Raw genomic sequence first — 21650 nt, forward strand, 5'->3', positions numbered from 1 at the left:
TGGCGCCCTGGGAACGCTTGCGATAGACCGTCAAACGCCTCGTGGCGCGACGTTGTCGGAAAGCACCGCAATTTCGCCGCAACGTGCCGCAATCTGGGGTCTGGGATTATCTCTAAGGTGTCGTTCGGAATGCAGCGCAAGGTCCTGGTCGCGACGGTCGCAACCGCTCCTCTCCTGGCCATGGCGTTCGGCGCTTATGCTGAGACGGTCATCAACACGGCGCGTACGACGCCGATCGCCACGGCGACGGCGACGTCCGCCGGCGCGCCCGACGACGTGAAGGTCGACACGGGCGGGGGCATCACCCTGACCACGGCGGGCCCGCTGGTCACCCTCAACAGCAACAACAAGGTCACCCTGGGCGGCAACGGCCTGACCACGGTGGGCGTCGACAACTCGACCGGCGTGCTGATCCAGGGCGGCACGACCGGCTCGGTGACCAACAACGCCGCCATCAGCCTGACCGAGGACTACACCCCGACCGACACCGACAGCGACGGCGACCTGGACGGCCCGTTCGCCAAGGGCTCCAACCGCTACGGCATCCGCCTGACCGGCCCCGGCGTGTTCACCGGCGACATCGTCCAGGGCTCGACCGGCTCGATCGCCATCGAAGGCAACAATTCGGCCGGCATTTCGCTGGAGAGCGGCCTGGTCGGCAACCTGACCACCGCGGGTTCGATCAGCGTGCTCGGCGACAACACCTACGGCGTCCATGTCGCCGGCCCGGTGACCGGCAAGGTGACGATCAACGGCGCCACGACCGTGACCGGCCTGAACGCCACCGGCGTGGCGGTCGACGGCGATGTCAGCGGCGCCTTCGCCCTGCAGGGCGCCGTCACCACCACCGGCTATCGCTACACCACCCGCCCCGCCCAGACCTCGGTCGACAAGCTGGACGCCGACGACCTGCTGCAGGGCGGGCCGGCCGTGCGCATCGGCGGCAACGTCGCCGGCGGCGTGCTGCTGAACGGGCCGACCTATTCGACCGTCGTCGACGGCACGACCACCACGACCACCACCATCAGTTCCTCGACGACCTCGACGGCGTCGATCGCCACCTACGGGGCCGCGCCCGCCCTGCTGATCGGTTCCGACACCCAGGCCGTCTCGATCGGCGCGGTCGGCGCCGCCGACAACGCCTTTGGCCTCGTCGCCAAGGGCGCCATCGCGTCGAACGGGGTCTATGACAAGGTCACCTCGACCGCCGTGCAGATCGGCGGCGCGACGGGCCAGGCCACCACCCTGGCCGGCGGCGCGCGATTCGACAGCACCATCTCGGCCAGCGCCCGCGAGGCCAACGCCACCGGCGTCAACCTGACGGCCGGCGCCAACGTCCCCTCGATCTGGAATCGCGGCCAAATCTCCTCGACCAGCGCCTCCTACGCCGGATCCGGCCTGACGGGCGACGCGCGCGGCGTCGTCATCAACGCCGGCGCCAGCGCGACCAGCCTGAACAACAGCGGCGTCATCCAGGTGGTCCGCAGCGGCGAACTGGGCAACGCCGTCGGCGTGCTGGATTCGGCCGGAACCCTGACCAACATCACCAACAGCGGCCGGATCACCGCCCAGGTCGCCGCCCCGACGAGCAAGTCGGACGGGACCGCGCCCTCCCCGGCCGCCGTCGCCACCGGTTCGGCCATCGCCCTGGACCTGCGCGCCTCGACCGCCGGCGTCACGGTGAACCAGGTCGCCCCGACCTCGACCACCACCACGACCACCTTCCCCAGCACCGACACGGTGACCTCGGCGACCAGCACGGCGACCACCGGCACGCCGGTCATCGTGGGCAGCATTCTGTTCGGCTCGGGGGCCGACACCCTCAACCTCCAGAGCGGCTCGGTGGTGGGCGACGTCGCCTTCGGCGCCGGCGCCGACACCCTGACCATCGGCGGCGGCGCCGTCATGCTGGGCGCCCTGCGCGACTCGGACGGCCAGCTGGCGATCAATATCGGCAACGGCTCGCTGGGCCTGACCAACGCCGAAAACATCAACGCCTCCAGCCTGACCCTGGGCGCGGACAGCAAGCTGGTGTTCACCGCCGACCCAAGCGCCAACAACGGCGCGGGGGCCAACAGCCACCTGGTGGTCTCGGGCTCGGCCAACATCGCGTCCGGGGCCCAGATCGGCCTGCGCCTGACCAGCCTGCTGAGCGCCCCGACCAGCTATACGGTGATCACCGCCGGCTCGCTGACGGCCGGGACGATCAACCAGGACCTGCTGGGCGGCACGCCCTATCTCTACGTGGCCTCCAGCCGCACCGACGCCAACAACGTCTATCTGGACGTCCGCCGCCGCACGGCCGGCGAGATCGGCATGAACACGGCCCAGTCCTCGGCCTACGACGCCACCTTCGCGGCGCTGGGCAAGGACAAGGACATCTCCACCGCCTTCCTGAGCCAGACCACCAAGGACGGCCTGCTGGGCCTCTACGACCAGATGATGCCCGACCAGGGCGAGGGCTTCTTCGCGGCCCTGCAGAACGTCAACCACGCGATCTCGACCGCCACCGCCTTCCGTCCCGACCCGGGCGACCGCTACGGGCCCGACAGCCTGTGGATCCAGGAGATCAACACCCTGGTGCGGCGCGACACCGACGACACCATGGGGTCGGACACCCAGGCCTTCGGCTTCGTCGGCGGCTACGAGGCCATGGGCGACGCCGGCGGCGCCCTGGGCCTGACCCTGGCCTATGCCAGCGTCGAGGAACACGACATCGCCGCCAAGGTGGGCGAGCAGACCACCGGCAACTTCGTCCAGCTGGGCGCCTACTGGCGCCGGTCGATCGGCGGCTGGCGCATGAACATCGGCGGCGGCGGCGGCTACGGCTGGTACGACGGCGACCGGACGTTCAACTCCGGCGACCTGAACGGCGACGGCGTGGCCGACGTCCAGCGCAAGAACAGCGCCAAGTGGAACGGCTACACCTTCAACGCCTACGCCGGCACGGCCTACGAGACCAAGTTCGCCGGCCGCTACTTCGTCCGTCCCGAGGCCTCCGTCGACTACCTCTATCTCAGCGAGGGCCAGCGCAAGGAAAAGGGCGGCGGCGACGGCTTCGACCAGATCGTCCACAAGCGCACGTCCGACAGCCTGACCGGCGACGTCGGGGTGGTGCTGGGCGCCGACTACGGCCGCGACCTGTGGTGGCGTCCGGAAGTGCGGGTCGGCTATCGCCAGCTGCTGGCCGGCGAGATCGGCGACACCGTGGCCCAGTTCACCGGCGGCGGCACGCCCTTCACCCTGGCGGCGGCCAACGACAAGGACGGCGCGGTGACCCTGGGCCTGGCCCTGCGGGCCGGCACGCCGATGTCCTACCTGGCGATCGAGGCCAACGCCGAGGCCGCCAAGAAGCAGAAGCGCTACAACCTCAAGCTCACCGGCCGGGCGATGTTCTAGATCTAGCCTCGTCCCTGGACTTCAGGGACGAATATGACGAACACTGACGAACAGGGCCCGCGCTTCGGCGCGGGCCTTTTTCGTTTTGGATTCCAATAGCTTGACCATACCTGCCGCGAGGGCCCGCCGGGAGCCTGAAGGAAAACTCAAAGCCCCGCGCTCTTATCTCTATTTAACACGTAGGAATAATCGTCTTTTGTTCCAGTCAACGGCGGCGCCGACAAGGCGTCGAGAGGGGAAAGCCATGATCAACACACAGAGAACCGCTCGGAGCGTCCTGCGAACGGCGCTGATCGCCGGGGCCTCGCTGCTGGCCATGACCGGCGCGGCCCAGGCCCAAAGCGCCTCGGGGACGGCCCAGACGCCCGAGCAGCAGCAGGCCCGCATCGAGGCGCTGGAAGCCCAGCTCCAGGCCCTGTCCAGCCAGATCGCCGACCTGAAGGCCGCGACCGCCGCCAGCCTCAAGGACGTGCGCACCGCCCAGGCCCAGACCACCGTCAGCATCGCCGGCGGCAAGCCCACCATCGCCTCGGGCGACGGGGCCTTCAGCGCCAACATCCACGCGGTGATGCAGCTGGACGCCACCTGGTACAACCAGGACAGCGGCCAGCCCGCGACCACCACCGGCCGCGACCTCAACAGCGGCACCAACTTCCGCCGCGCCCGCCTGGGCGTCGACGGCCGGGCCTTCAAGAACTTCGACTACGGCGTGCTGCTGGACTTCGGCGGCGCGGGCACCGACGGCGCGGGCCAGCTGCAGGAGCTGTACCTGCAGTACAACTACGCGCCGTTCAAGGTGAAGGTCGGGGCGTTCGCGCCGAACCTGGGCCTGGAGGACGCCGCCTCGACCAACGGCTCGCTGTTCCCCGAGCGTCCCTCCGGTTCCGAGGCCACCCGCGGCCTGGCCGGCGCCGACCGCCGCATCTCGCTGCAGGCCCAGGCCGTGGGTGAGCGCTGGCTGATCTCGGGCGCGGTGACCGGGGCCAAGGCCGGTGACGGCGCCACCTTCGACGAGCAGCTGGGCTACGTGGGTCGCGTCGCCTTCGTCCCGTTCAAGGGCTATGACTGGCTGACCCATGTCGGCGTCAACGCCAGCCGGATCGCCCAGCCCGCCCAGACCGCCGTGGCCGGCGCCTATCCGGTCACCGTGGAAGACCGTCCCGAGCTGCGCACCGACGGCACGCGCCTGGTCAGCTCCGGCGCCATCGACTCGTCGGGCGCCCGCCACTACGGCTTCGAACTGGCCGCCCAGAAGAAGAACTTCCTGATCCAGGGCGAATATTTCGACATCGCGCTGGACCGCCGCAACCGCGCCGCCAACGTCACCGACCCGAAGTTCTCGGGCTGGTACGTCGAGGGCGGCTGGGTGCTGACCGGCGAGCAGCGCAAGTACAACCCCGCCAACTTCGCCTTCGACGCCCCGACCATCGCCAACCCGTTCGATCCCAAGGCCGGCAAGTGGGGCGCCTGGGAGCTGGCGGCCCGCTATTCGGTGCTGGACCTCAACCACCACGAATATGCGACCGTGGCGGCCGACCGGGTGCGCGGCGGCGTGCAGGAGATCGCCACCGTCGGCCTCAACTGGTTCCCCAATTCGGTGACCAAGTTCTCGCTGGACTATCTGGACGTCGACGTCGACCGTCGCGACGCCGCCGCGGTCCAGATCGGCCAGAGCTACAAGGCCGTCAACCTGCGCAGCCAGTACGCGTTCTAGAACTGGGCGGAGCCACGTCCCTCTCCCTTCGCGAGGGAGGGACGTGGACCGACGCCCGGCGCGGCGTCGCCAGCCAGGGCCAGGCTGGTCGCGATTTTTCAAGATCCATCTTCTCAAGCGAGGCGACATCGCCATGACCCAAGATCTCAAGACCCCCACGCGACGCGGCCTGCTGGGCTCGGGCGCGGCCGGCGCCGCGGCCCTGGCCGTTCCCGCCGCCCTGGCCGGATCGGCCCACGCCCAGGGCGTCAAGCCGCTGACCCTGCTGAACGTCAGCTACGACCCGACGCGCGAGCTCTACAAGGACATCAACGCCGCCTACGCCAAGTACTGGAAGGACAAGGTCGGTCAGACCCTGACCATCAACCAGAGCCACGGCGGCTCGGGCAAGCAGGCCCGCTCGGTGATCGACGGCCTGCAGGCCGACGTGGTCACCCTGGCCCTGGCCTATGACATCGACGAGATCGCCGCCAGGGCCAAATTGCTGCCGGCCAACTGGCAGTCGCGCCTGCCGCAGAACTCCACCCCCTACACCTCGACGATCGTGTTCCTGGTCCGCAAGGGCAATCCCTGGAAGATCAAGGACTGGGGCGACCTGATCAAGCCGGGCATCGATGTGATCACCCCCAACCCCAAGACCTCGGGCGGGGCGCGCTGGAACTACCTGGCCGCCTGGGCCTGGGCCCTGAAGCAGCCGGGCGGCAACCCGGCCAAGGCCGAGGCCTTCGTCGGCGAGCTGTTCCGGCACGTGCCGGTGCTGGACACCGGGGCGCGCGGCGCGACCACCAGCTTCACCCAGCGCGGCCTGGGCGACGTGCTGCTGTCGTGGGAGAACGAGGCCTATCTGGCGCAGGAGGAACTGCCGGGCAAGTTCGACATCGTCTATCCGTCGCTGTCGATCCTGGCCGAGCCGCCGGTCGCCCTGATCGACAGGAACGTCGACCGCCACAAGACCCGCCTGGCGGCCGAGGGCTACCTGAACTTCCTCTACAGCCCCATCGCCCAGGACCTGATCGGCAAGAACTACTACCGTCCGCGCAACGCGGCCGCGGCGGCCAAGTACGCCTCGCGGTTCAAGGCGATCCCCCTGGTGACCATCGACGACACCTTCGGCGGCTGGAAGAAGGCCCAGGCCGCCCACTTCGCCGACGGCGGCGTCTTCGACCGGATCTACAAGCCGAAGTAAGGGGCCAGGCCTCTCATTAACGACCCAGACGACCATGGCGGCGGAAACACTTGGTGTTTCCGCCGTTGTGCGTTCTGTTCGCCTGTCTGGAACCCGACTTGCCAGCCGGCGTTCTCGGAAACCACGGGGCAGGTCAGAAGGTCGGGCTTCTCACGAAATGACGGACATCTTGCGGTCGGAGCGCGCGGCGGAGGAACTGGCCGCCGAACATGGCGTCGGGGATCCGTTCGCCGCGGCGATCCGCGCCGCCCGCACGGCGATGATCGTCACCGACGCCCATCAGCCGGACAATCCGATCATCTTCGCCAATGACGCCTTCCTGGGCCTGACCGGCTATCACCGCGACGAGGTCATCGGCCGCAACTGCCGTTTCCTGCAGGGACCCGACACCGATCCCGCCGCCATTGGCGCCCTGCGGCGCGCCATCGCCCACGGCGAGGAGGTCACGATCGACATCCTCAACTACCGCAAGGACGGCACGACCTTCTGGAACGCCCTCAGCCTGTCGCCCGTGCACGGCAAGAGCGGCCAGATCGACTACTTCTTCGGCTCACAGCTGAACATCAGCGACAAGAAGCGGGTCGAGTTCGAACTGGGCGACGCCCGCGACCGTCTGGAGGCCGCCGTCGAGGCCCGCACCGCCGACCTGACCCAGGCCCTGCAGCAGAAGACCGCCCTGCTCCACGAGGTGGACCACCGGGTCAAGAACAACCTCCAGCTCATCTCGTCCCTGCTGCTGCTGCAGAACCGCCGCGTCACCGACCCGGCGGTCAAGAGCAGCCTGCGGGGCATGCTGGAACGGGTCAGCGCCATCGCCACCGTCCATCGCCGCCTGTTCCAGAGCGACGACGTCGAGCGCTTCGACGTCTCGGCCTTCGTGCGCGACCTGGTCGGCGACATGGTCGGGTCGGCGCGGCGCGACGACATCAAGGTCCGGCTGGACCTGGAACGGGTCGATATCGCCGCCTCCAAGGCCGCGCCCCTGGCCCTGGTGCTCAGCGAGCTGTTCTCCAACGCCCTGCGCCACGCCTTCCCGCCCGAGACTCTGAACGGCCGCCAGGGCGAGATCTTCGTCGGCATCGCGCGCCAGGACGGGGACTTCCGGATCGAAATCACCGACGACGGCGTTGGACTAGAGAGTTCCGCATCGTCGGGCGGATTCGGTCTGACCATCGTCCAGCTGCTGTGCCAGCAGCTCAAGGCCCGGACCGAGACCACGCCCGCCGACCCCGGGACGCGCGTCGTGGTGCACCTGCCGATCAACGGCGTTCATCACTGAAGAAGGCTGATCTGGTGATGACCGAGCGCCCGCTCGACGTTCTGATCGTGGAAGACGAGGTCCTGCTGGCCACCGAACTGGAGTATTTGGCCGAGGAGGTCGGGTTCCACTCGGTGGGCCTGGCCATGAGCTCGGACGAGGCGGTGGCCCTGGCCTGCGACCTGCATCCGGACCTGGCCCTGGTCGACGTCCACCTGCGCGACGGCCCCACGGGCGTCGAGGTGGCCCGCACCATCCATGACGACTGCGGCGGCGTGGCCCTGTTCATGACCGCCAACGTCAAGCGCCTGCCCGACGATTTCGCCGGCGCCTGCGGGGTGATCGGCAAGCCCTATTCCGAATATGGCGTGAAGACCGCCCTGACCTATCTGACGATCTGCCTGCGCAAGGGCCTGGCCCCCGGCCCGCCGCCGTTGGGGCTGGAGCTGTCGCCGGCCTATGCCGAGCGCTGGGGCCTGACGACCACCCTGCCCCAAGCCGTCTAGGCATGGGCCCCACGCTCGCGGCCCCCTTGGTCGTTTCAGCCATAGGCACGGCCGCCGCCCTGCTGTCGATCACCAGCTTCGCCCCGCAGATCGTCAAGATCTGGCGCGAGAAGGACGCCTCGTCGGTGTCGCTGCGGACCTATGTGGTCACCGTCGCCGGCTTTTCCTGCTGGATCGCCTATGGGGTGCTGATCGAGGCCTGGCCGGTGATCGCCTCCAACACCGCCTGCCTGCTGATGTCGGGCGCGGTGCTGGCGCTGAAGTGGCGGTTCGACCGGAAGGGCTGAACCCGACCCCATCAAGGTTGTCATCCCGGAAAGCGCGCAGCGCTTGTCCGGGACCCAGGACAGCCGCACAGCTTCAGCCCAGTCCCCTGGATCCCGGACAGCCTCTGCGAGGCTTCCGGGATGACAACGGTGAGGGGCGATGGGAAATCTTGGGGCCCGGCGCGGTTCCCTTCAAAACTTCAGGCGACGCGTGACACGTGTCCCCACGTCCGCTATCGAGGCGCGCCTTTCGCCTTACAGGACCGCCGCCTTGACCGACGTCGCCGAGGAAGCGGGCTGGGCCACCGCCAAGACCCTGGCCGAAGCCCTGCCCTACATCCAGATCTACGACCGCGAGACGGTGGTGATCAAATACGGCGGCCACGCCATGGGCCAGGAGCAGGTGGCCAAGCTGTTCGCGGCCGACGCCGTGCTGCTCAAGCTGCTGGGCGTCCATCCCGTCGTGGTGCACGGCGGCGGCCCGCAGATCAGCCGCATGCTCGACAAGGCCGGCGTCAAGTCGACCTTCGTCGACGGGCTGCGCGTCACCGACGAGGCGACGATGGAAGTGGCCGAGATGGTGCTGTCGGGGGCCATCAACAAGGAAATCGCCAACTGGATCACGCTCGCGGGCGCTGAAGCCGACGTCCGCGGCGTGGGCCTGTCGGGCAAGGACGCCCGGATGATCACCGCCGAGAAGGTCACCCGCACCCGCAAGGATCCGGACAGCAACATCGAGCAGGCCGTCGACCTGGGCTTCGTGGGCGAGCCCACCAAGATCGACCCGCACATCATCCAGGCCCTGCTGACTTCCGAGACCGACTACATCCCGGTGATCGCCCCGATCGGCGTGTCCGAACAGGGCCAGACCTTCAACATCAACGCCGACACCGTGGCCGGCGCCCTGGCCGGGGCGCTGAAGGCCAAGCGGATGCTGATGCTGACCGACATCGCCGGGGTGCTGGACGGCGAGGGCCAGCTGATCCGCCAGATGACCGTCGCCGAGGCCCGCGGCCTGATCGAGAGCGGCGTGGCCAGCGGCGGCATGATCCCCAAGCTGGAGAACGCCATTCACGCGGTGGAGTCCGGCGTCGAGGCCGTGGTCATCCTGGACGGCCGCCGTCCCCACGCCATGCTGGTCGAACTGTTCAGCGAGCACGGCGCGGGTACGCTGATCTCGAAATGAGCGGGCCCGACCTGACGCACGTCGAGACCTGGCTGTTCGACCTCGACAACACCCTTTATCCGGCCGAATGCGAGTTCATGGCCCTGATCGAGGGCAAGATGACCGACTTCATGGAGAAGGCCACCGGCCTGCCCCGCGACGAGGCCCGGGCGATCCAGAAGCGCTACTACACCGAGCACGGCACCACCCTGGCCGGACTGATGGCCCACCATGGCATTGAGCCGAAGGAATTCCTGGACGAGGTGCATGACGTCTCGATGGACTGCCTGACGCCCGACCCGGCGCTGCGGGCGGCGATCCAGGCCCTGCCCGGTCGCCGGCTGGTGTTCACCAACGGCTCGCTGGGCCACGCCGACCGGGTGCTGAACCACCTGGGCCTGGCGCAGCTGATGGAGGACGTCTTCGCCATCGAGACGGCCGACTACCTGCCCAAGCCGGCCATGGCCACCTTCGAGAAGGTGGTCGCCCGCCACGCCCTGGCCCCGCCGGCCACCGCCTTCTTCGAGGACAGCGAGAAGAACCTCGCCCCCGCCGCCCTGCTGGGCATGACCACCGTCCTGGTCGGCGCCCACGCGGCCGCCTCGACCGCGCCTTTCGTCCATCACCGCACGCACGACCTCGCCGGGTTCCTGACCTCGGCGCGCCTGAAGGAAGCCTGAGATGACCTCTCTCCCCCTCGCCGACCTGCAAACCGAAGTCGAAGCCGCCTGGGAGGCCCGCGACGGCGTCTCCACCGCCACCACCGGCCCGGTGCGCACGGCGGTCGAGGAGACCCTGCTGATGATCGACGCCGGCAGGGTGCGGGTATCGGAAAAGATCGACGGCGAATGGACCACCCACCAGTGGCTGAAGAAGGCCGTGCTGCTGTCGTTCCGCCTCAACCCCAACAAGGTCATGCACGCCGGCACCCTGGGCGGCGCGGTGGGTCCGTGGTGGGACAAGGTTCCCAACAAGTTCGACGGCTGGGACGCCCCGCAGTTCGAGGCCGCCGGCTTCCGCGCCGTGCCCGGCTCGATCGTCCGCCGCGGCGCCTATGTCGGCAAGAACGTCATCCTGATGCCGTCGTTCGTCAACATCGGCGCCTATGTCGACGACTCCACCATGGTCGACACCTGGGTGACGGTCGGCTCGTGCGCCCAGATCGGCAAGCGCGTCCACCTGTCGGGCGGCGTCGGCATCGGCGGCGTGCTCGAGCCCCTGCAGGCCAACCCGACCATCATCGAGGACGACTGCTTCATCGGCGCGCGTTCGGAAGTGGTCGAGGGCGTGGTTGTGGGCGAGGGCTCGGTGCTGTCGATGGGCGTGTTCATCTCGGCCTCGACCAAGATCATCGACCGCGCCACCGGCCAGATCCACATGGGCAAGGTGCCGCCCTACAGCGTCGTGGTGCCCGGCAGCCTGCCCGACAAGAACGGCGGCCCCAGCCTGTCGTGCGCGGTGATCGTCAAGACCGTCGACGCCAAGACCCGGTCGAAGACCTCGATCAACGACCTGCTGCGCGACTGAATACGGCAAAAGCCCCCTCCGGCCCTTCGGGCCACTTCCCCCAGAGGGGGAGGATCTGCGCAGTGCTAGATGCTCCCCCTCTGGGGGAGCTGTCGCGAAGCGACTGAGGGGGCGTCGCCGTCCATGGAGAGCTGATGCCGACCGCCACCCTGGCCGAACTGCGAGCCGGCGACCTGGCCGGCGCTCGCGAACTGCGGCTCCGCGAGGGGCTGACCGAGTTCCCGCGCGAGATCTTCGCCTTGGCCGAGACGCTGGAGGTGCTGGACCTCAGCGGCGCCGCCCTGACCAGCCTGCCCGACGACCTGGGCCGGCTGACCCGGCTGCGGGTGCTGTTCTGCTCGGGCAACCGGTTCGAGCGGCTGCCGCCCAGCCTGGGCGACTGCCCGGCGCTGAGCCAGGTCGGTTTTCGCGGTTGCGGCCTGCGGGAGGTCCCGGCCGAAGCCCTGCCCCCGGGCCTTCGCTGGCTGACCCTGACCGACAACGCCATCGAAACCCTGCCGGCCCCGCTGGGCGAGCGGCCCTTGCTTCAGAAGCTGATGCTGTCGGGCAATCGGCTGGAGGCCCTGCCGGACAGCCTGGCCGGCCATTCGCGGCTGGAACTGCTGCGCTTGTCGGCCAACCGCTTGGAGGCCCTGCCCGGCTGGCTGGCCGAGGCGCCGAGCCTGGCCTGGCTGGCCTGGGCCGGCAATCCGTTCGACCACGGCGCGCCGCCGCCCGGGAGAACCGTCGCCTGGTCGGCCATGCGGCCGGGACGTCCGTTGGGCGAGGGCGCCTCGGGCCAGGTCCAGGCGGCCGACTGGATCGACGGCGCGGAGATCCGTCCCGTCGCCCTGAAGCTGTTCAAGGGCGCGATGACCAGCGACGGCCTGCCCGAACGCGAGATGGCCGCCTGCCTGGCCGCCGGCGAGCATCCGAACCTGACCGGCGCCCTGGGCCAGCTGGCCGACCATCCCGACGGCGCCCAGGGCCTGCTGATGGCCCTGCTGCCGCCGGACTGGCGGGTGCTGGCCGGCCCGCCCAGCCTGGAGAGCTGCTCGCGCGACGTCTACGATCCCAGCCTGCGCCTGGACCTGGATGTCGCCCTGCGCATCGCCCTGGATGTCGGCGCGGGAGCCCTGCATCTGCACGCCAAGGGCCTGTCGCACGGCGATCTCTACGCCCATAACGTCCTGTGGGACGGCGGGGCCGGTCGGGCCGTGCTCAGCGATCTGGGCGGCGCCTCGTTCCTGCCGGGCGGTCCCGACGATCCGCTGGACCGCCTGGATGTCCTGGCCTGGGGACGGCTGCTGGGCGAATTGCTGGAACGCTGCGAGGACGAGAGTCCGGCCGCCATCCGCGCCCTGCGGGCCGATTGCACGCGACCCGAGGTCGCCGGCCGCCCCTCGATGGCCCAGGTCGTGGATGTCCTGGCCCGGAACCTGCCCGATCTGGACTGAAAGTCTGAAGCAACCTTCGGGTTTTCCCGCCGCTATCCAGCCCGGCGTCGCGCGATCAGGTCCAGGAAATGCGCCGCGACCCGCGCCGCCCCTCGCCCGTCGCAGACCGCGGCCGAGGCCGCCGACAGGCGATCGCGCAGCGCAGGGTCGGCGAGCAGGCGGGAAAGCTCGGTCGCGAAGGCGGTGTCGAAGTCCGGATCGGCGACGTCCAGGGCCAGGACGGCGTCGGCCTCGGCCAGGGCCTGGCTGGCCTCGCGCTGATTGGCGGCCAGCACCAGCAGCAGGGTGGGCAGGGCCAGGACGCAGCGCTCCCAGGTGCTCGAGCCCCCGGCCCCGACGGCCAGGTCGGCCTGGAGGGTGAGCCGCGGCATGTCCTGGCTGTCGACATGCAGCGCCAGGCGAGGCTCGCGCCCGGCCAGCGCCCGCAGCCCGGGCAGGCTGGGCGCGCCGGAGCCGAGCACGACGTCCAGGACGGCGTCGCCGACCAAGGGCAGCATCAGGTCCACGACCCGCCCGGTGATCGCACCCACGTCGGTCAGGCCCAGAGACACCAGGATGCGCCGCACGGACGGGGCGCCGGCGCGGCGGGCCAGGGCGTCTCGGCGCAGGGCGGCGAAGGCGGGACGGACCGGGGCGTGGTTGGGCCCCAGCAGCCGCTCGGCGCCGGCCGGGACCAGGCCGTCATAATCGGCCGCGTCGCGGGTCGGACCGGAGTCCAGCACCAGGTCGGCGGCCAGCGGGCGGTCGGCCAGGTCGTCGATGACCAGGGTCGGCCGGCCGGCGGCGATGGCCCGGTGATCGGGGGCGGACAGGCCGTAGTGGTCGATGACCACGGCGTCGTGGCGCCGCGCCAAGTCCGCCGCGCGTTCGATCAGTTCGGCCTGGGTGAGGTCGCCGGTGGCGATGGACGAGATCCCGCCGCCGAACGCGTCGAACACCGCCTTGGCCGCCGGGGCGACCAGGAACCGGCAGGTCGCGCCGGCGTCTTCCAACGCCCGGGCCAGGGTCAGGCTACGCATGACGTGGCCCCCGCCCACGCGGGGACCGGCGTCGGCGATGAAGAGGATGGCGGGGCGGGACGCCGCCCTCACAACCGCCTGGCTCCGCCGAACGTCGCCAGGTCCGGCCGCTGTTCCAGCAGCGCCCGCACGTCGGCCGAGGTGAAGGCGCGGTCGGCGGGATACAGCGCATCATAGACCGCCGCCACGAAGGCGTAGTCCGCCGGGCTCTCGACCGCCCAGTGAACCTCGCCCTGGTCGGGCAGGGCCAGCAGGGCCAGCGACGACCAGCGGACCGGCGTCGGCGGCGCCTCGGGCCCGTCTCCGGCCCGCAGCCGCGGCGCCGCGCTCTCGGCGGCCAGGCGGCGAAGGCCCTCGGCGGTGATCACCTCCACCCCCTGGCCGGCCGGGAAGGCCGCGCCGGGCGAGCGGTTGGTGGTGTGGTCGGCGCCCTCGGACAGGTGCAGGGCGATCGTCGCGTCGATCAGGTCGGGGTCGATCAGCGGGCTGTCGTCACTGATGCGCACGACATGGTCGGCCGGATGGGCGTCCAGGGCCCCGGCCAGCCGGGCCAGCTCGTCCTGGGGCGGACCGCGATGGACGGCGACAGCCTCGCGCCGGACCATCGCCTCCAGCACGTCATCGGCGGGATCGGTCGTGGTCGAGACCACGATCCGGTCCAGGCGCCGGGCCCGCGCCATCCGCTCGATCTGGCGCACGACCAGCGGCGCCCGGGCCAGCGGCATCGACGGCCGGCCCGGCAGGCGTTCGGAACCCATGCGGGCCTGGAGGACGGCGAGGATCAGCGGCGGCCGACCCGCCGGGCGGCCGGCAGCGCCATGGATATCGGACCGAGAAGAGCTTGAACGACCGGACCCATTCCGTCCTCCACACGCCCCCGGACCATAGCGCGCCGGGCCATGCCGGACAAGAAACCGGCCACGGCCCAACCCCGCGCGCCAGGGCTATCGCATATGGCCAAAAGCGGTTGTCATCCCGCCTCGGGTCGCGTGAGCGGTCCGCCTAACGGCGGACTGGGCGCGCAGCGCGAAGATCCGGGACCGAGGCGTGAACTCAGAGCTTCCGGCGGTCCCGGATCTGCGCTCGGCTTCGCCGAGCTTGTCCGGGATGACAGCTTTTTTCAGAGCAAGTCCATATGTGACAGCCCTGCCGCGCGCCGGGGCGCCCGCTACGCTTTGGACGGATAGGGCGTGCCGTCCTTGTGTCGATAGAAGTCCTCCCCAGCCCGCGCGACCATGTCGATGTCGGCATAGGTGCAGGTGTCCTGGCCGGGCCGGCGCGAGCCCATCTCCAGCAGCACCGCCTCGCGGTCGGAGCGGTTCTCCAGGTGGTGGCCGTTGGCGACGCCGGCCTTGAAGCCCGCGCAGTCGCCGGCCCGCAGGACGGTCTCGCCGGCCCCCTCGCCCAAGGAGTCCTCGACCAGCACCACCTCGCCCTCGACCACGAAGACGAACTCGTCCTCGGCCGAATGCCAGTGGCGCTGGCTGCTCCACTGCCCGGGCGGCAGGCGCATCAGGTTGACGCCGAACTGGTCGAGTCCCGCCAGGTCGCCCAGGGCCCAGCGCCGCCGTCCCTGGCACTTGGCGTCATGGGGCGGCGGATAGTCGGTTCCGATCCGTGTGGGCGCGGCGGGGATGTCGATCTTGGGCATGGCGGTGTTCTCGGGTTTGCGTCGGGCGTCGGGGGAGCCTAAAGCCAGCACGATGACCGACACCAGCCTCTCCCTCGACCCCGTGGCCCTCGCTCAGGCGCTGATCCGCCGTCCTTCGGTGACCCCGGCCGACGAGGGCGCGATGGACGTGCTGCAACGCCAGCTGGAGGCCCTGGGTTTCGCCTGCCGCCGCATGAGGTTCGGCGAGATCGAGAACCTCTACGCCCGGCGCGGGACCGCGCGGCCCAACCTCTGCTTCGCCGGCCATACCGACGTGGTGCCGGTCGGCGACAAGACGGCCTGGACCGCCGGTCCGTTCGAGGCCGAGATCAAGGACGGCGTGCTCTACGGCCGCGGCGCGGTCGACATGAAGAGCGCCATCGCCGCCTTCGTCGCCGCTGTTTCCCGTCTGCCGCAGGACCTGCCCGGCTCGCTGAGCTTCCTGATCACCGGTGACGAGGAGGGCGTGGCCGAGGACGGCACGGTCCGCGTCGTCCAGGCCCTGGCCGCCGAGGGCGAGGTCATCGACCACTGCATCGTCGGCGAGCCGACCAGCGCCAACCTGCTGGGCGACATGGTCAAGATCGGCCGGCGCGGCAGCATCAACGCCTGGATCGCCGTCGACGGCAAGCAGGGCCACGTGGCCTATCCGCACCGCGCCGCCAACCCGATCCCGGTGATGGTCGACATCCTCTCGCGCCTGCAGAGCCGGGTGCTGGACGAGGGCTATACGGGCTTCCAGCCCTCGAACCTGGAAGTCACCACGGTCGATGTCGGCAACACCGCCACCAACGTCATCCCGGCCAGCGCCAAGGCGCGGATCAACATCCGTTTCAACCCGGCCCACAAGGGCAAGGACCTGGCCGCCTGGATCGAGCACGAGTGCCGCGAGGCCGCCGAGGGCTTCTCCGGCCGGGTCGAGGCGCTGTGCAAGATCAGCGGCGAGGCGTTCCTGACCGAGCCGGGCGTCTTCACTGACGTGATCGTCCAGGCGGTGGGCGACGCCACCGGCCGGGTGCCGGAGCTGTCGACCACCGGCGGCACCAGCGACGCCCGGTTCATCCGCAGCCTGTGCCCGGTGGTCGAGTTCGGCCTGGTCGGGGCGACCATGCACGCCGTCGACGAGCGGGTTCCGGTGCAGGAGATCCAGGACCTGGCCAACATCTACCAGGCCCTGATCGGGCGCTATTTCGCGGCCTTCGCCTGATGGGCCGCGCGGCCCTGGCGAGCTGGCCCTTCTGGGCGCTGGCCTCGGCGGTGTTCGCGGCCCTGACCGCCATCCTGGCCAAGGTCGGGATCGACGGCGTCGGCTCCAACCTGGCCACCTTCATCCGCACCGTGGTGATCCTGGGCTTCGCGGGCCTGATCCTCACCGTGGCCGGCGAGTGGCGCGGGCCGGGTTCGATCGCCCCGCGCTCGTGGCTGTTCCTGGTGCTGTCGGGCCTGGCCACGGGCGCTTCGTGGCTGTGCTATTTCCGAGCCCTGAAGCTGGGCGAGGCGGCCAAGGTCGCGCCCGTCGACAAGCTGTCGGTGGTGTTCGTGGCGATCATCGCCGCCGTGTTCCTGGGCGAGAGGCTGTCCGCGCTGAACTGGCTGGGGGTGGCCCTGATCGCCGCCGGCGCGGTGCTGGTGGCGGTGCGGGTCTAGGGACCACGGACGCGGTCTCGATCGCCGAGACGGCGGCGACCTCGGAACCGGCCGACGCCTGGCGGACCCGGGGAGCACCCGACCTGACGCGTCAGGCCGGATGCTCCGTCGGACGTTTTACGCCCTCACCCTCCCAAGCTTCGCTTGGGCCCCTCCCTCTCCCCATGGGAGAGGGTTCAAGACGCTCCTGAAGCCAACTACCAGATCCGCACCCGGTCCTCCGGCGCCACGTACAGCTTGTCGCCCGGCTTGACGTCGAAGGCGCTGTACCAGCCGTCCTGGTTCCGGATCGTGCCGTCGACGCGGTAATAGGCCGGCGAGTGGGGGTCGCTGACCACCTGCTGGCGCAGCGCGTCGTCGCGGATCTTCGAGCGCCAGACCTGGGCCCAGCCGAGATAGACGCGCTGGTCGCCGGTGAAGCCGTCGAGCACCGGGGCCGGCTTGCCGTCCAGCGAGGCGTGGTAGGCCTGCAGGGCGAAGGCCAGGCCGCCCATGTCGCCGATGTTCTCGCCCATGGTCAGGGCGCCGTTGACCTTGGCCCCGGGCAGGGGCTCGAAGGCGCCGTACTGGGCGCCCAGCTTGTCGGCCTGGGCCTTGAACTTGGCGGCGTCCTCGGCGGTCCACCAGTCGCGCAGCACGCCCTTGCCGTCCGACTTGCGGCCCTGGTCGTCGAAGCCGTGGCTGATCTCGTGGCCGATCACCCCGCCGATGCCGCCGTAGTTGACGGCCGGGTCGGCGTCCGGATGGAAGAATGGGGCCTGGAGGATGGCGGCCGGGAAGACGATCTCGTTGTTGACCGAGTTGTAGTAGGCGTTGACCGTCTGCGGGGTCATGCCCCACTCGGTCTTGTCGACCGGCTGGTTCAGGCGCTCGACGTCGTGGCGCCACTCGAAGGCGCCGGAGCGCAGGGCGTTGCCGTAGACGTCGTCGGCCTTGATCACCAGCTTGGAATAGTCGCGCCACTTGTCGGGATAGCCGATCTTGACGGTGAACTGGGCCAGCTTGTCCTCGGCCTGGGCCTTGGTTTCCGGCGACATCCAGTCCAGCGTCTCCAGGCGCGCCTTCAGCACGCCGCGGATGTTGCCGACCAGGTCGATCATCTTGGCCTTGGACTCCGGCGGGAAGTAGCGGGCCACATAGACGCGGCCGACCGCCTCGCCCAGCTGGTCGTTGACCGAGGCGACGGCGCGCTTCCAGCGCGGCTTCTGCTCGGGCTGGCCGGCCAGGGTCTTGTTGCGGAACGCGAAGCTGGCGTCGACGAAGCGCTTGGACAGCAGCGGCGCGGCGCCGTCGGCGACCTTGAACGCCTGCCAGGCCTTCAGGGTGTCCAGCGGGGTGTCGGCGTAGATCTTGGCGAACTTGGGGAAGGCGGTGTTGGTGGTCACCACCACCCGGTCGATCGCCGGCAGCTCGGTCCCGACCAGATAGCGGTTCCAGGCGAAGCCGGGGGTCAGCATCTGGAGCTCGGCCAGGGTCATGGGGTTGTAGGTCTTGTCGCGGTCGCGGCGCTCGGCGCGGGTCCAGGAGGCCTCGGCCAGCTGGGTCTCGAAGGCGACGACGGCCTTGGCGTTCTCGGCCGGCTTGTCCCAGCCGATCAGGGTCAGCATCTGGGCGACATAGGCTTCGTAGGCGGCCTTCTTCTCGGCGAACTTGGCATCGAGATAGTAGTCGCGGTCGGGCAGGCTGAGGCCGCCGGTCGTGGCGTAGACCGCGTAGCGCGTCGGGGCCTTGGCGTCGGGGCTGATCCCCAGGCCCAGGATCGCCGAGAAGCCGGTGGTCGGGTTGCGGCCCATCAGGGCGGTGAAGTCGTCCTTGGTCCCGACCTTGCGGATGTCGGCCAGTTCGGGGGCGATCGGCTTGGCGTCCAGCTTTTCGGCCAGGGCCTCGTCCATGAACGCCTTGTAGGCGGCGCCGATCTTGACCGTGTCGGCGTCGGGGGCCTTGCTCGCGGCGGCCTCGGTGATGATCGCCTTGGTGCGGGCCTCGGACAGCTCGGCCAGCTTGTCGAAATTGCCGTAGCGGGTGCGGTCGCTGGGGATGGCGGTGTTGGCGTCCCAGGTCCCACTGGCGAACTTGTAGAAGTCGTCGCCCGGCCGGGCCGAGCGATCCATGCCGGCGACGTCGAAGCCCCAGGTCCCGTAGCGCGGCGACTCCAGCGACATGGTCGCCGGACCGGCCGCCGGGGTGTCGGCGGCGACGAACAGCGACTGCAGGGTGCAGGCCTCGTTCAGGCAGGCGTGGTCGTGATCCTCGCGCGCGCTCGCGCCGAAGGCCGAGAGGGACAGCGCGGCCATGGCGGCGGCGGCGAACCAGATTCGTTTCATGAAGCAGCGATCCGTTGAAAAACCGAACCGCGACTTGGCCATCAATAGGGGCGTTTCGTCCCTTACTTTTTTGTCATGTTTCAGTGGTCGTGGTGCATGCCGGCCATCGGATCGGTCGCGGCCGGCCCGGCGCCCGCCTTCGGGGCGCCCGATTCCACCGCCAGGTCGACGCGGATCCGCCGGCCGCCGTCGAACACCAGGGTCAGCGGGACCTTGCCGCCCAGGGCCTGGGCGCGGGTCAGGCCCATCAGCATCAGGTGATAACCGCCGGGCGCGAAGGCGACCTTGGCGCCGGGCGCGATCGTCAGGCCGTCGGTCACCGGCCGCATCGACGAGACCCCGCCCGCCTGGCTGGTCTGGTGCACGGTCACCGAACGGGCGGCGGGGCTCTGGACCATCAGCAGCCTGACCGGCTTGGCCCCGACATTGGCCAGGGTCAGGTAGCCGACGCCGTTCATGCCGGCCTGGGCGGGCCGCGTCCACGGATGGCGGATCTCGATCCCGCCGACCCGGTAGTCGGCCGCGAAGGCGGGCGCCGCGGCGGCCAGGACGACGGCGAAGGCGAGGGCGAGGCGGTTCATGACGGTTCTCTGCATCGAAGCTTCATGCCCGGTTCGGCGGGCGTTGGTAAAGCGACCTGTTGAAACGATGACGATGTGGAGCTCGACGCCGTCGAACTCGTCTCCGATGTTGTCATCCCGGCCGCAGCGAAGCGGAGAGCCGGGACCCAGGACCACCGCATTGCGCCGGCCCTGGGTCCCGGACAGCCTCTACGAGGCTTCCGGGATGACAACTGTTGTTGGTCAAGATCTTCCAAAACGCCGGACGTGAACACTCGCCCCCTAATGCGCGCTTGCCGGCGCCGCGCGCTTCGGGGCCAGGGCCAGCATGCCGCGGGCGATCTCCTGCTCGCCGATCAGGGCGTGGTCGGCGCCCATGCCGGTCAGCAGGTCGACATCGTTGTCGGTATAGGCGCGGGCGATGATCTTGACCCTGGCGTTGGCGGCGCGGGCCTGTTCGATGATCCGGGCGGCCTCGAACGGGCTGGGCACGGCGACGAACAGGTGGGTGGCCTCGGCTAGGCCGGCCCGCAGCAGCACCTCGGGCCTGACCGCGTTGCCCTGGACCGCCTCGAAGCCGCCGGCCCGCAGGTCGTCGGCCCGCTCGCTTTCGTCCTCTATCACCACCAGCGGCATGCGGCCCTTCAATCCCTCGGCCACGGCCTTGCCGACCCGGCCGTAGCCGACCAGCACGCCGTGCGGCTGGGCCGCCAGCGCCGGGACCGCCGGCTCGCCCGTCCGCCCGATGAGCTTGGGCAGCACCTTGTCCAGCACCGCGAACAGCAGCGGGTTGAGCAGGATAGACAGGATGGCCCCGGCCAGGATCAGGTCCTGGCCGTCCTTGGGCAGCAGCTTCAGCGACACGCCCAGGCTGGCCAGGATGAACGAGAACTCGCCGATCTGGGCCAGGCTGGCCGAGATGGTCAGGGCCACGCTTTGCGGGCGCTTGAAGGCGACGACGATCAACCAGGCGGCCAGCGACTTGCCGATCACGATGATCGCCAGAGTGGCCAGCACGGCCAGGGGCTCGCGCAGGATCACCGACCAGTTGAACAGCATGCCGATCGACACGAAGAACAGCACCGCGAAGGCGTCGCGCAGGGGCAGGGTCTCGTTGGCGGCCTGCTGGGAAAGCTCGCTCTCGGCCATGATCATGCCGGCGAAGAAGGCCCCCAGGGCGAACGAGACGCCGAACAGCGCCGCCGAACCGAACGCCACGCCCAGGGCGATGGCCAGCACCGCCAGGCGGAACAACTCGCGCGAGCCGGTGTGGGCGATGCGGTGCAGGATCCACGGGATCACCCGGCGGCCGACGATCAGCATCAGGGCGACGAAGGCCGCGACCTTGCCGATGGTCATGGCGAAGGCGCCGAACAGGCCTCCGGGGCCGGGCGGCGGGGCCTCGCCGCCCAGGATCCCCGACAGGGCCGGCAGCAGCACCAGGGCCAGCACCATGGCCAGGTCCTCGACGATCAGCCAGCCGACGGCGATGCGCCCGCGGTCGGTCTCGATCAGCCGCCGCTCCTGCAGGGCGCGCAGCAGCACCACGGTCGAAGCCACCGACAGGGCCAGGCCGAACACGATGCCGGCCCCGAGCGTCCAGCCCAGCAGGTGGGCCAGGCCGATGCCCAGGACGGTGGCGGCCAGGATCTGGACCACGGCGCCGGGGATGGCGATCTTGCGCACCGCCATCAGGTCCTTGACCGAGAAGTGCAGCCCCACCCCGAACATCAGCAGGATCACCCCGATCTCGGCCAGCTGCGGGGCCAGCTCCTGGTCGGCCACGTAGCCGGGGGTGAACGGGCCGACGACCACGCCGGCCACCAGGTAGCCGACCAGGACCGGCAGCTTCAGGCGGTTGGCGAGGGCGCCGAACACGAAGGCCAGGCCCAGGCCCGCGACGATGGTGGCGATCAGCGAGGTGTGGTGCAAAGGCGCTCCTTGACGGTCAACATTTTCGGGCGTACTCAACCAATATGGGTGACGATGCCC

The 21650-nt window shown here is 69.9% G+C and carries 18 protein-coding genes; 12 read left to right on the top strand and 6 right to left on the bottom strand.

Annotated features, from left to right (window positions below; all coding sequences use genetic code 11):
* Nucleotides 1–129: 129 nt before the first annotated feature.
* The 10 genes from ACSQ2G_RS16795 (at nucleotide 130) to ACSQ2G_RS16840 (ending at nucleotide 12457) form a co-directional block, all read left to right on the top strand.
* Nucleotides 130–3399, top strand: coding sequence for an autotransporter outer membrane beta-barrel domain-containing protein (locus tag ACSQ2G_RS16795; protein WP_436032771.1), 3270 nt, complete (start codon nucleotides 130–132; stop codon nucleotides 3397–3399).
* A gap of 244 nt (nucleotides 3400–3643) precedes the next feature.
* On the top strand, nucleotides 3644–5113 hold the full coding sequence (locus ACSQ2G_RS16800) for a porin (protein WP_436032772.1): 1470 nt from the start codon (nucleotides 3644–3646) through the stop codon (nucleotides 5111–5113).
* Nucleotides 5114–5246: 133 nt separating this feature from the next.
* Nucleotides 5247–6299 carry a sulfate ABC transporter substrate-binding protein gene (locus ACSQ2G_RS16805; protein ID WP_436032774.1) on the top strand — a complete coding sequence of 351 codons (1053 nt, stop codon included), beginning with the start codon at nucleotides 5247–5249 and terminating at the stop codon, nucleotides 6297–6299.
* Nucleotides 6300–6456: 157 nt separating this feature from the next.
* Nucleotides 6457–7578 carry a photosensory histidine protein kinase LovK gene (gene lovK / locus ACSQ2G_RS16810; protein WP_436032776.1) on the top strand — a complete coding sequence of 374 codons (1122 nt, stop codon included), beginning with the start codon at nucleotides 6457–6459 and terminating at the stop codon, nucleotides 7576–7578.
* Nucleotides 7579–7595: 17 nt separating this feature from the next.
* Nucleotides 7596–8063, top strand: a complete 468-nt coding sequence (locus ACSQ2G_RS16815) for a response regulator (RefSeq protein ID WP_436032778.1) — start codon at nucleotides 7596–7598, stop codon at nucleotides 8061–8063.
* A 2-nt stretch (nucleotides 8064–8065) separates the two neighbouring features.
* Entirely contained in the window at nucleotides 8066–8350 is a 285-nt protein-coding gene (locus tag ACSQ2G_RS16820; protein WP_436032780.1) for a SemiSWEET family sugar transporter, read from the top strand.
* A gap of 250 nt (nucleotides 8351–8600) precedes the next feature.
* Nucleotides 8601–9515, top strand: a complete 915-nt coding sequence (gene argB, locus ACSQ2G_RS16825; protein WP_436032782.1) for an acetylglutamate kinase — start codon at nucleotides 8601–8603, stop codon at nucleotides 9513–9515.
* The gene (locus ACSQ2G_RS16830; protein WP_436032784.1) at nucleotides 9512–10174 is read left to right on the top strand and encodes a pyrimidine 5'-nucleotidase; all 663 of its coding nucleotides are present in this window, start codon (nucleotides 9512–9514) and stop codon (nucleotides 10172–10174) included. Before argB ends, ACSQ2G_RS16830 begins: the two co-directional genes overlap by 4 nt.
* Nucleotide 10175: 1 nt before the next feature.
* Complete coding sequence (gene dapD / locus ACSQ2G_RS16835; RefSeq protein WP_436032785.1) at nucleotides 10176–11021, top strand: 2,3,4,5-tetrahydropyridine-2,6-dicarboxylate N-succinyltransferase; 846 nt, start codon at nucleotides 10176–10178, stop codon at nucleotides 11019–11021.
* Nucleotides 11022–11155: 134 nt separating this feature from the next.
* Complete coding sequence (locus tag ACSQ2G_RS16840; RefSeq protein WP_436032787.1) at nucleotides 11156–12457, top strand: leucine-rich repeat-containing protein kinase family protein; 1302 nt, start codon at nucleotides 11156–11158, stop codon at nucleotides 12455–12457.
* A gap of 32 nt (nucleotides 12458–12489) precedes the next feature.
* Here the strand turns inward: ACSQ2G_RS16840 and pseG are convergent, their stop codons facing one another.
* The 3 genes from pseG to ACSQ2G_RS16855 form a co-directional block, all read right to left on the bottom strand.
* Complete coding sequence (gene pseG, locus ACSQ2G_RS16845; RefSeq protein WP_436032788.1) at nucleotides 12490–13548, bottom strand: UDP-2,4-diacetamido-2,4,6-trideoxy-beta-L-altropyranose hydrolase; 1059 nt, start codon at nucleotides 13546–13548, stop codon at nucleotides 12490–12492.
* Nucleotides 13545–14261: a cytidylyltransferase domain-containing protein gene (locus ACSQ2G_RS16850; RefSeq protein WP_436032903.1), complete on the bottom strand. Its 717-nt coding sequence runs from the start codon at nucleotides 14259–14261 to the stop codon at nucleotides 13545–13547. Before ACSQ2G_RS16850 ends, pseG begins: the two co-directional genes overlap by 4 nt.
* Before the next feature lie 383 nt (nucleotides 14262–14644).
* Complete coding sequence (locus ACSQ2G_RS16855) at nucleotides 14645–15127, bottom strand: cupin domain-containing protein (RefSeq protein WP_436032905.1); 483 nt, start codon at nucleotides 15125–15127, stop codon at nucleotides 14645–14647.
* A gap of 52 nt (nucleotides 15128–15179) precedes the next feature.
* Between ACSQ2G_RS16855 and dapE the strand changes: the two genes are divergently transcribed.
* On the top strand, nucleotides 15180–16334 hold the full coding sequence (dapE, locus tag ACSQ2G_RS16860; RefSeq protein ID WP_436032789.1) for a succinyl-diaminopimelate desuccinylase: 1155 nt from the start codon (nucleotides 15180–15182) through the stop codon (nucleotides 16332–16334).
* Complete coding sequence (locus ACSQ2G_RS16865; protein ID WP_436032791.1) at nucleotides 16334–16774, top strand: EamA family transporter; 441 nt, start codon at nucleotides 16334–16336, stop codon at nucleotides 16772–16774. The genes dapE and ACSQ2G_RS16865 overlap by 1 nt, the downstream gene beginning before the upstream one ends.
* A 197-nt stretch (nucleotides 16775–16971) precedes the next feature.
* On the opposite strand, the gene ACSQ2G_RS16870 is transcribed toward ACSQ2G_RS16865, so the two are convergent.
* The 3 genes from ACSQ2G_RS16870 to ybaL form a co-directional block, all read right to left on the bottom strand.
* Nucleotides 16972–19098, bottom strand: coding sequence for a M13 family metallopeptidase (locus ACSQ2G_RS16870; RefSeq protein WP_436032793.1), 2127 nt, complete (start codon nucleotides 19096–19098; stop codon nucleotides 16972–16974).
* Nucleotides 19099–19178: 80 nt separating this feature from the next.
* Nucleotides 19179–19679 carry a copper chaperone PCu(A)C gene (locus tag ACSQ2G_RS16875; protein ID WP_436032795.1) on the bottom strand — a complete coding sequence of 167 codons (501 nt, stop codon included), beginning with the start codon at nucleotides 19677–19679 and terminating at the stop codon, nucleotides 19179–19181.
* A 261-nt stretch (nucleotides 19680–19940) separates the two neighbouring features.
* Nucleotides 19941–21590, bottom strand: a complete 1650-nt coding sequence (gene ybaL, locus ACSQ2G_RS16880; protein ID WP_436032797.1) for a YbaL family putative K(+) efflux transporter — start codon at nucleotides 21588–21590, stop codon at nucleotides 19941–19943.
* Nucleotides 21591–21650: the final 60 nt, after the last annotated feature.

The organism is Caulobacter sp. LjRoot300, assembly GCF_964253875.1.
Lineage (GTDB): Bacteria > Pseudomonadota > Alphaproteobacteria > Caulobacterales > Caulobacteraceae > Caulobacter.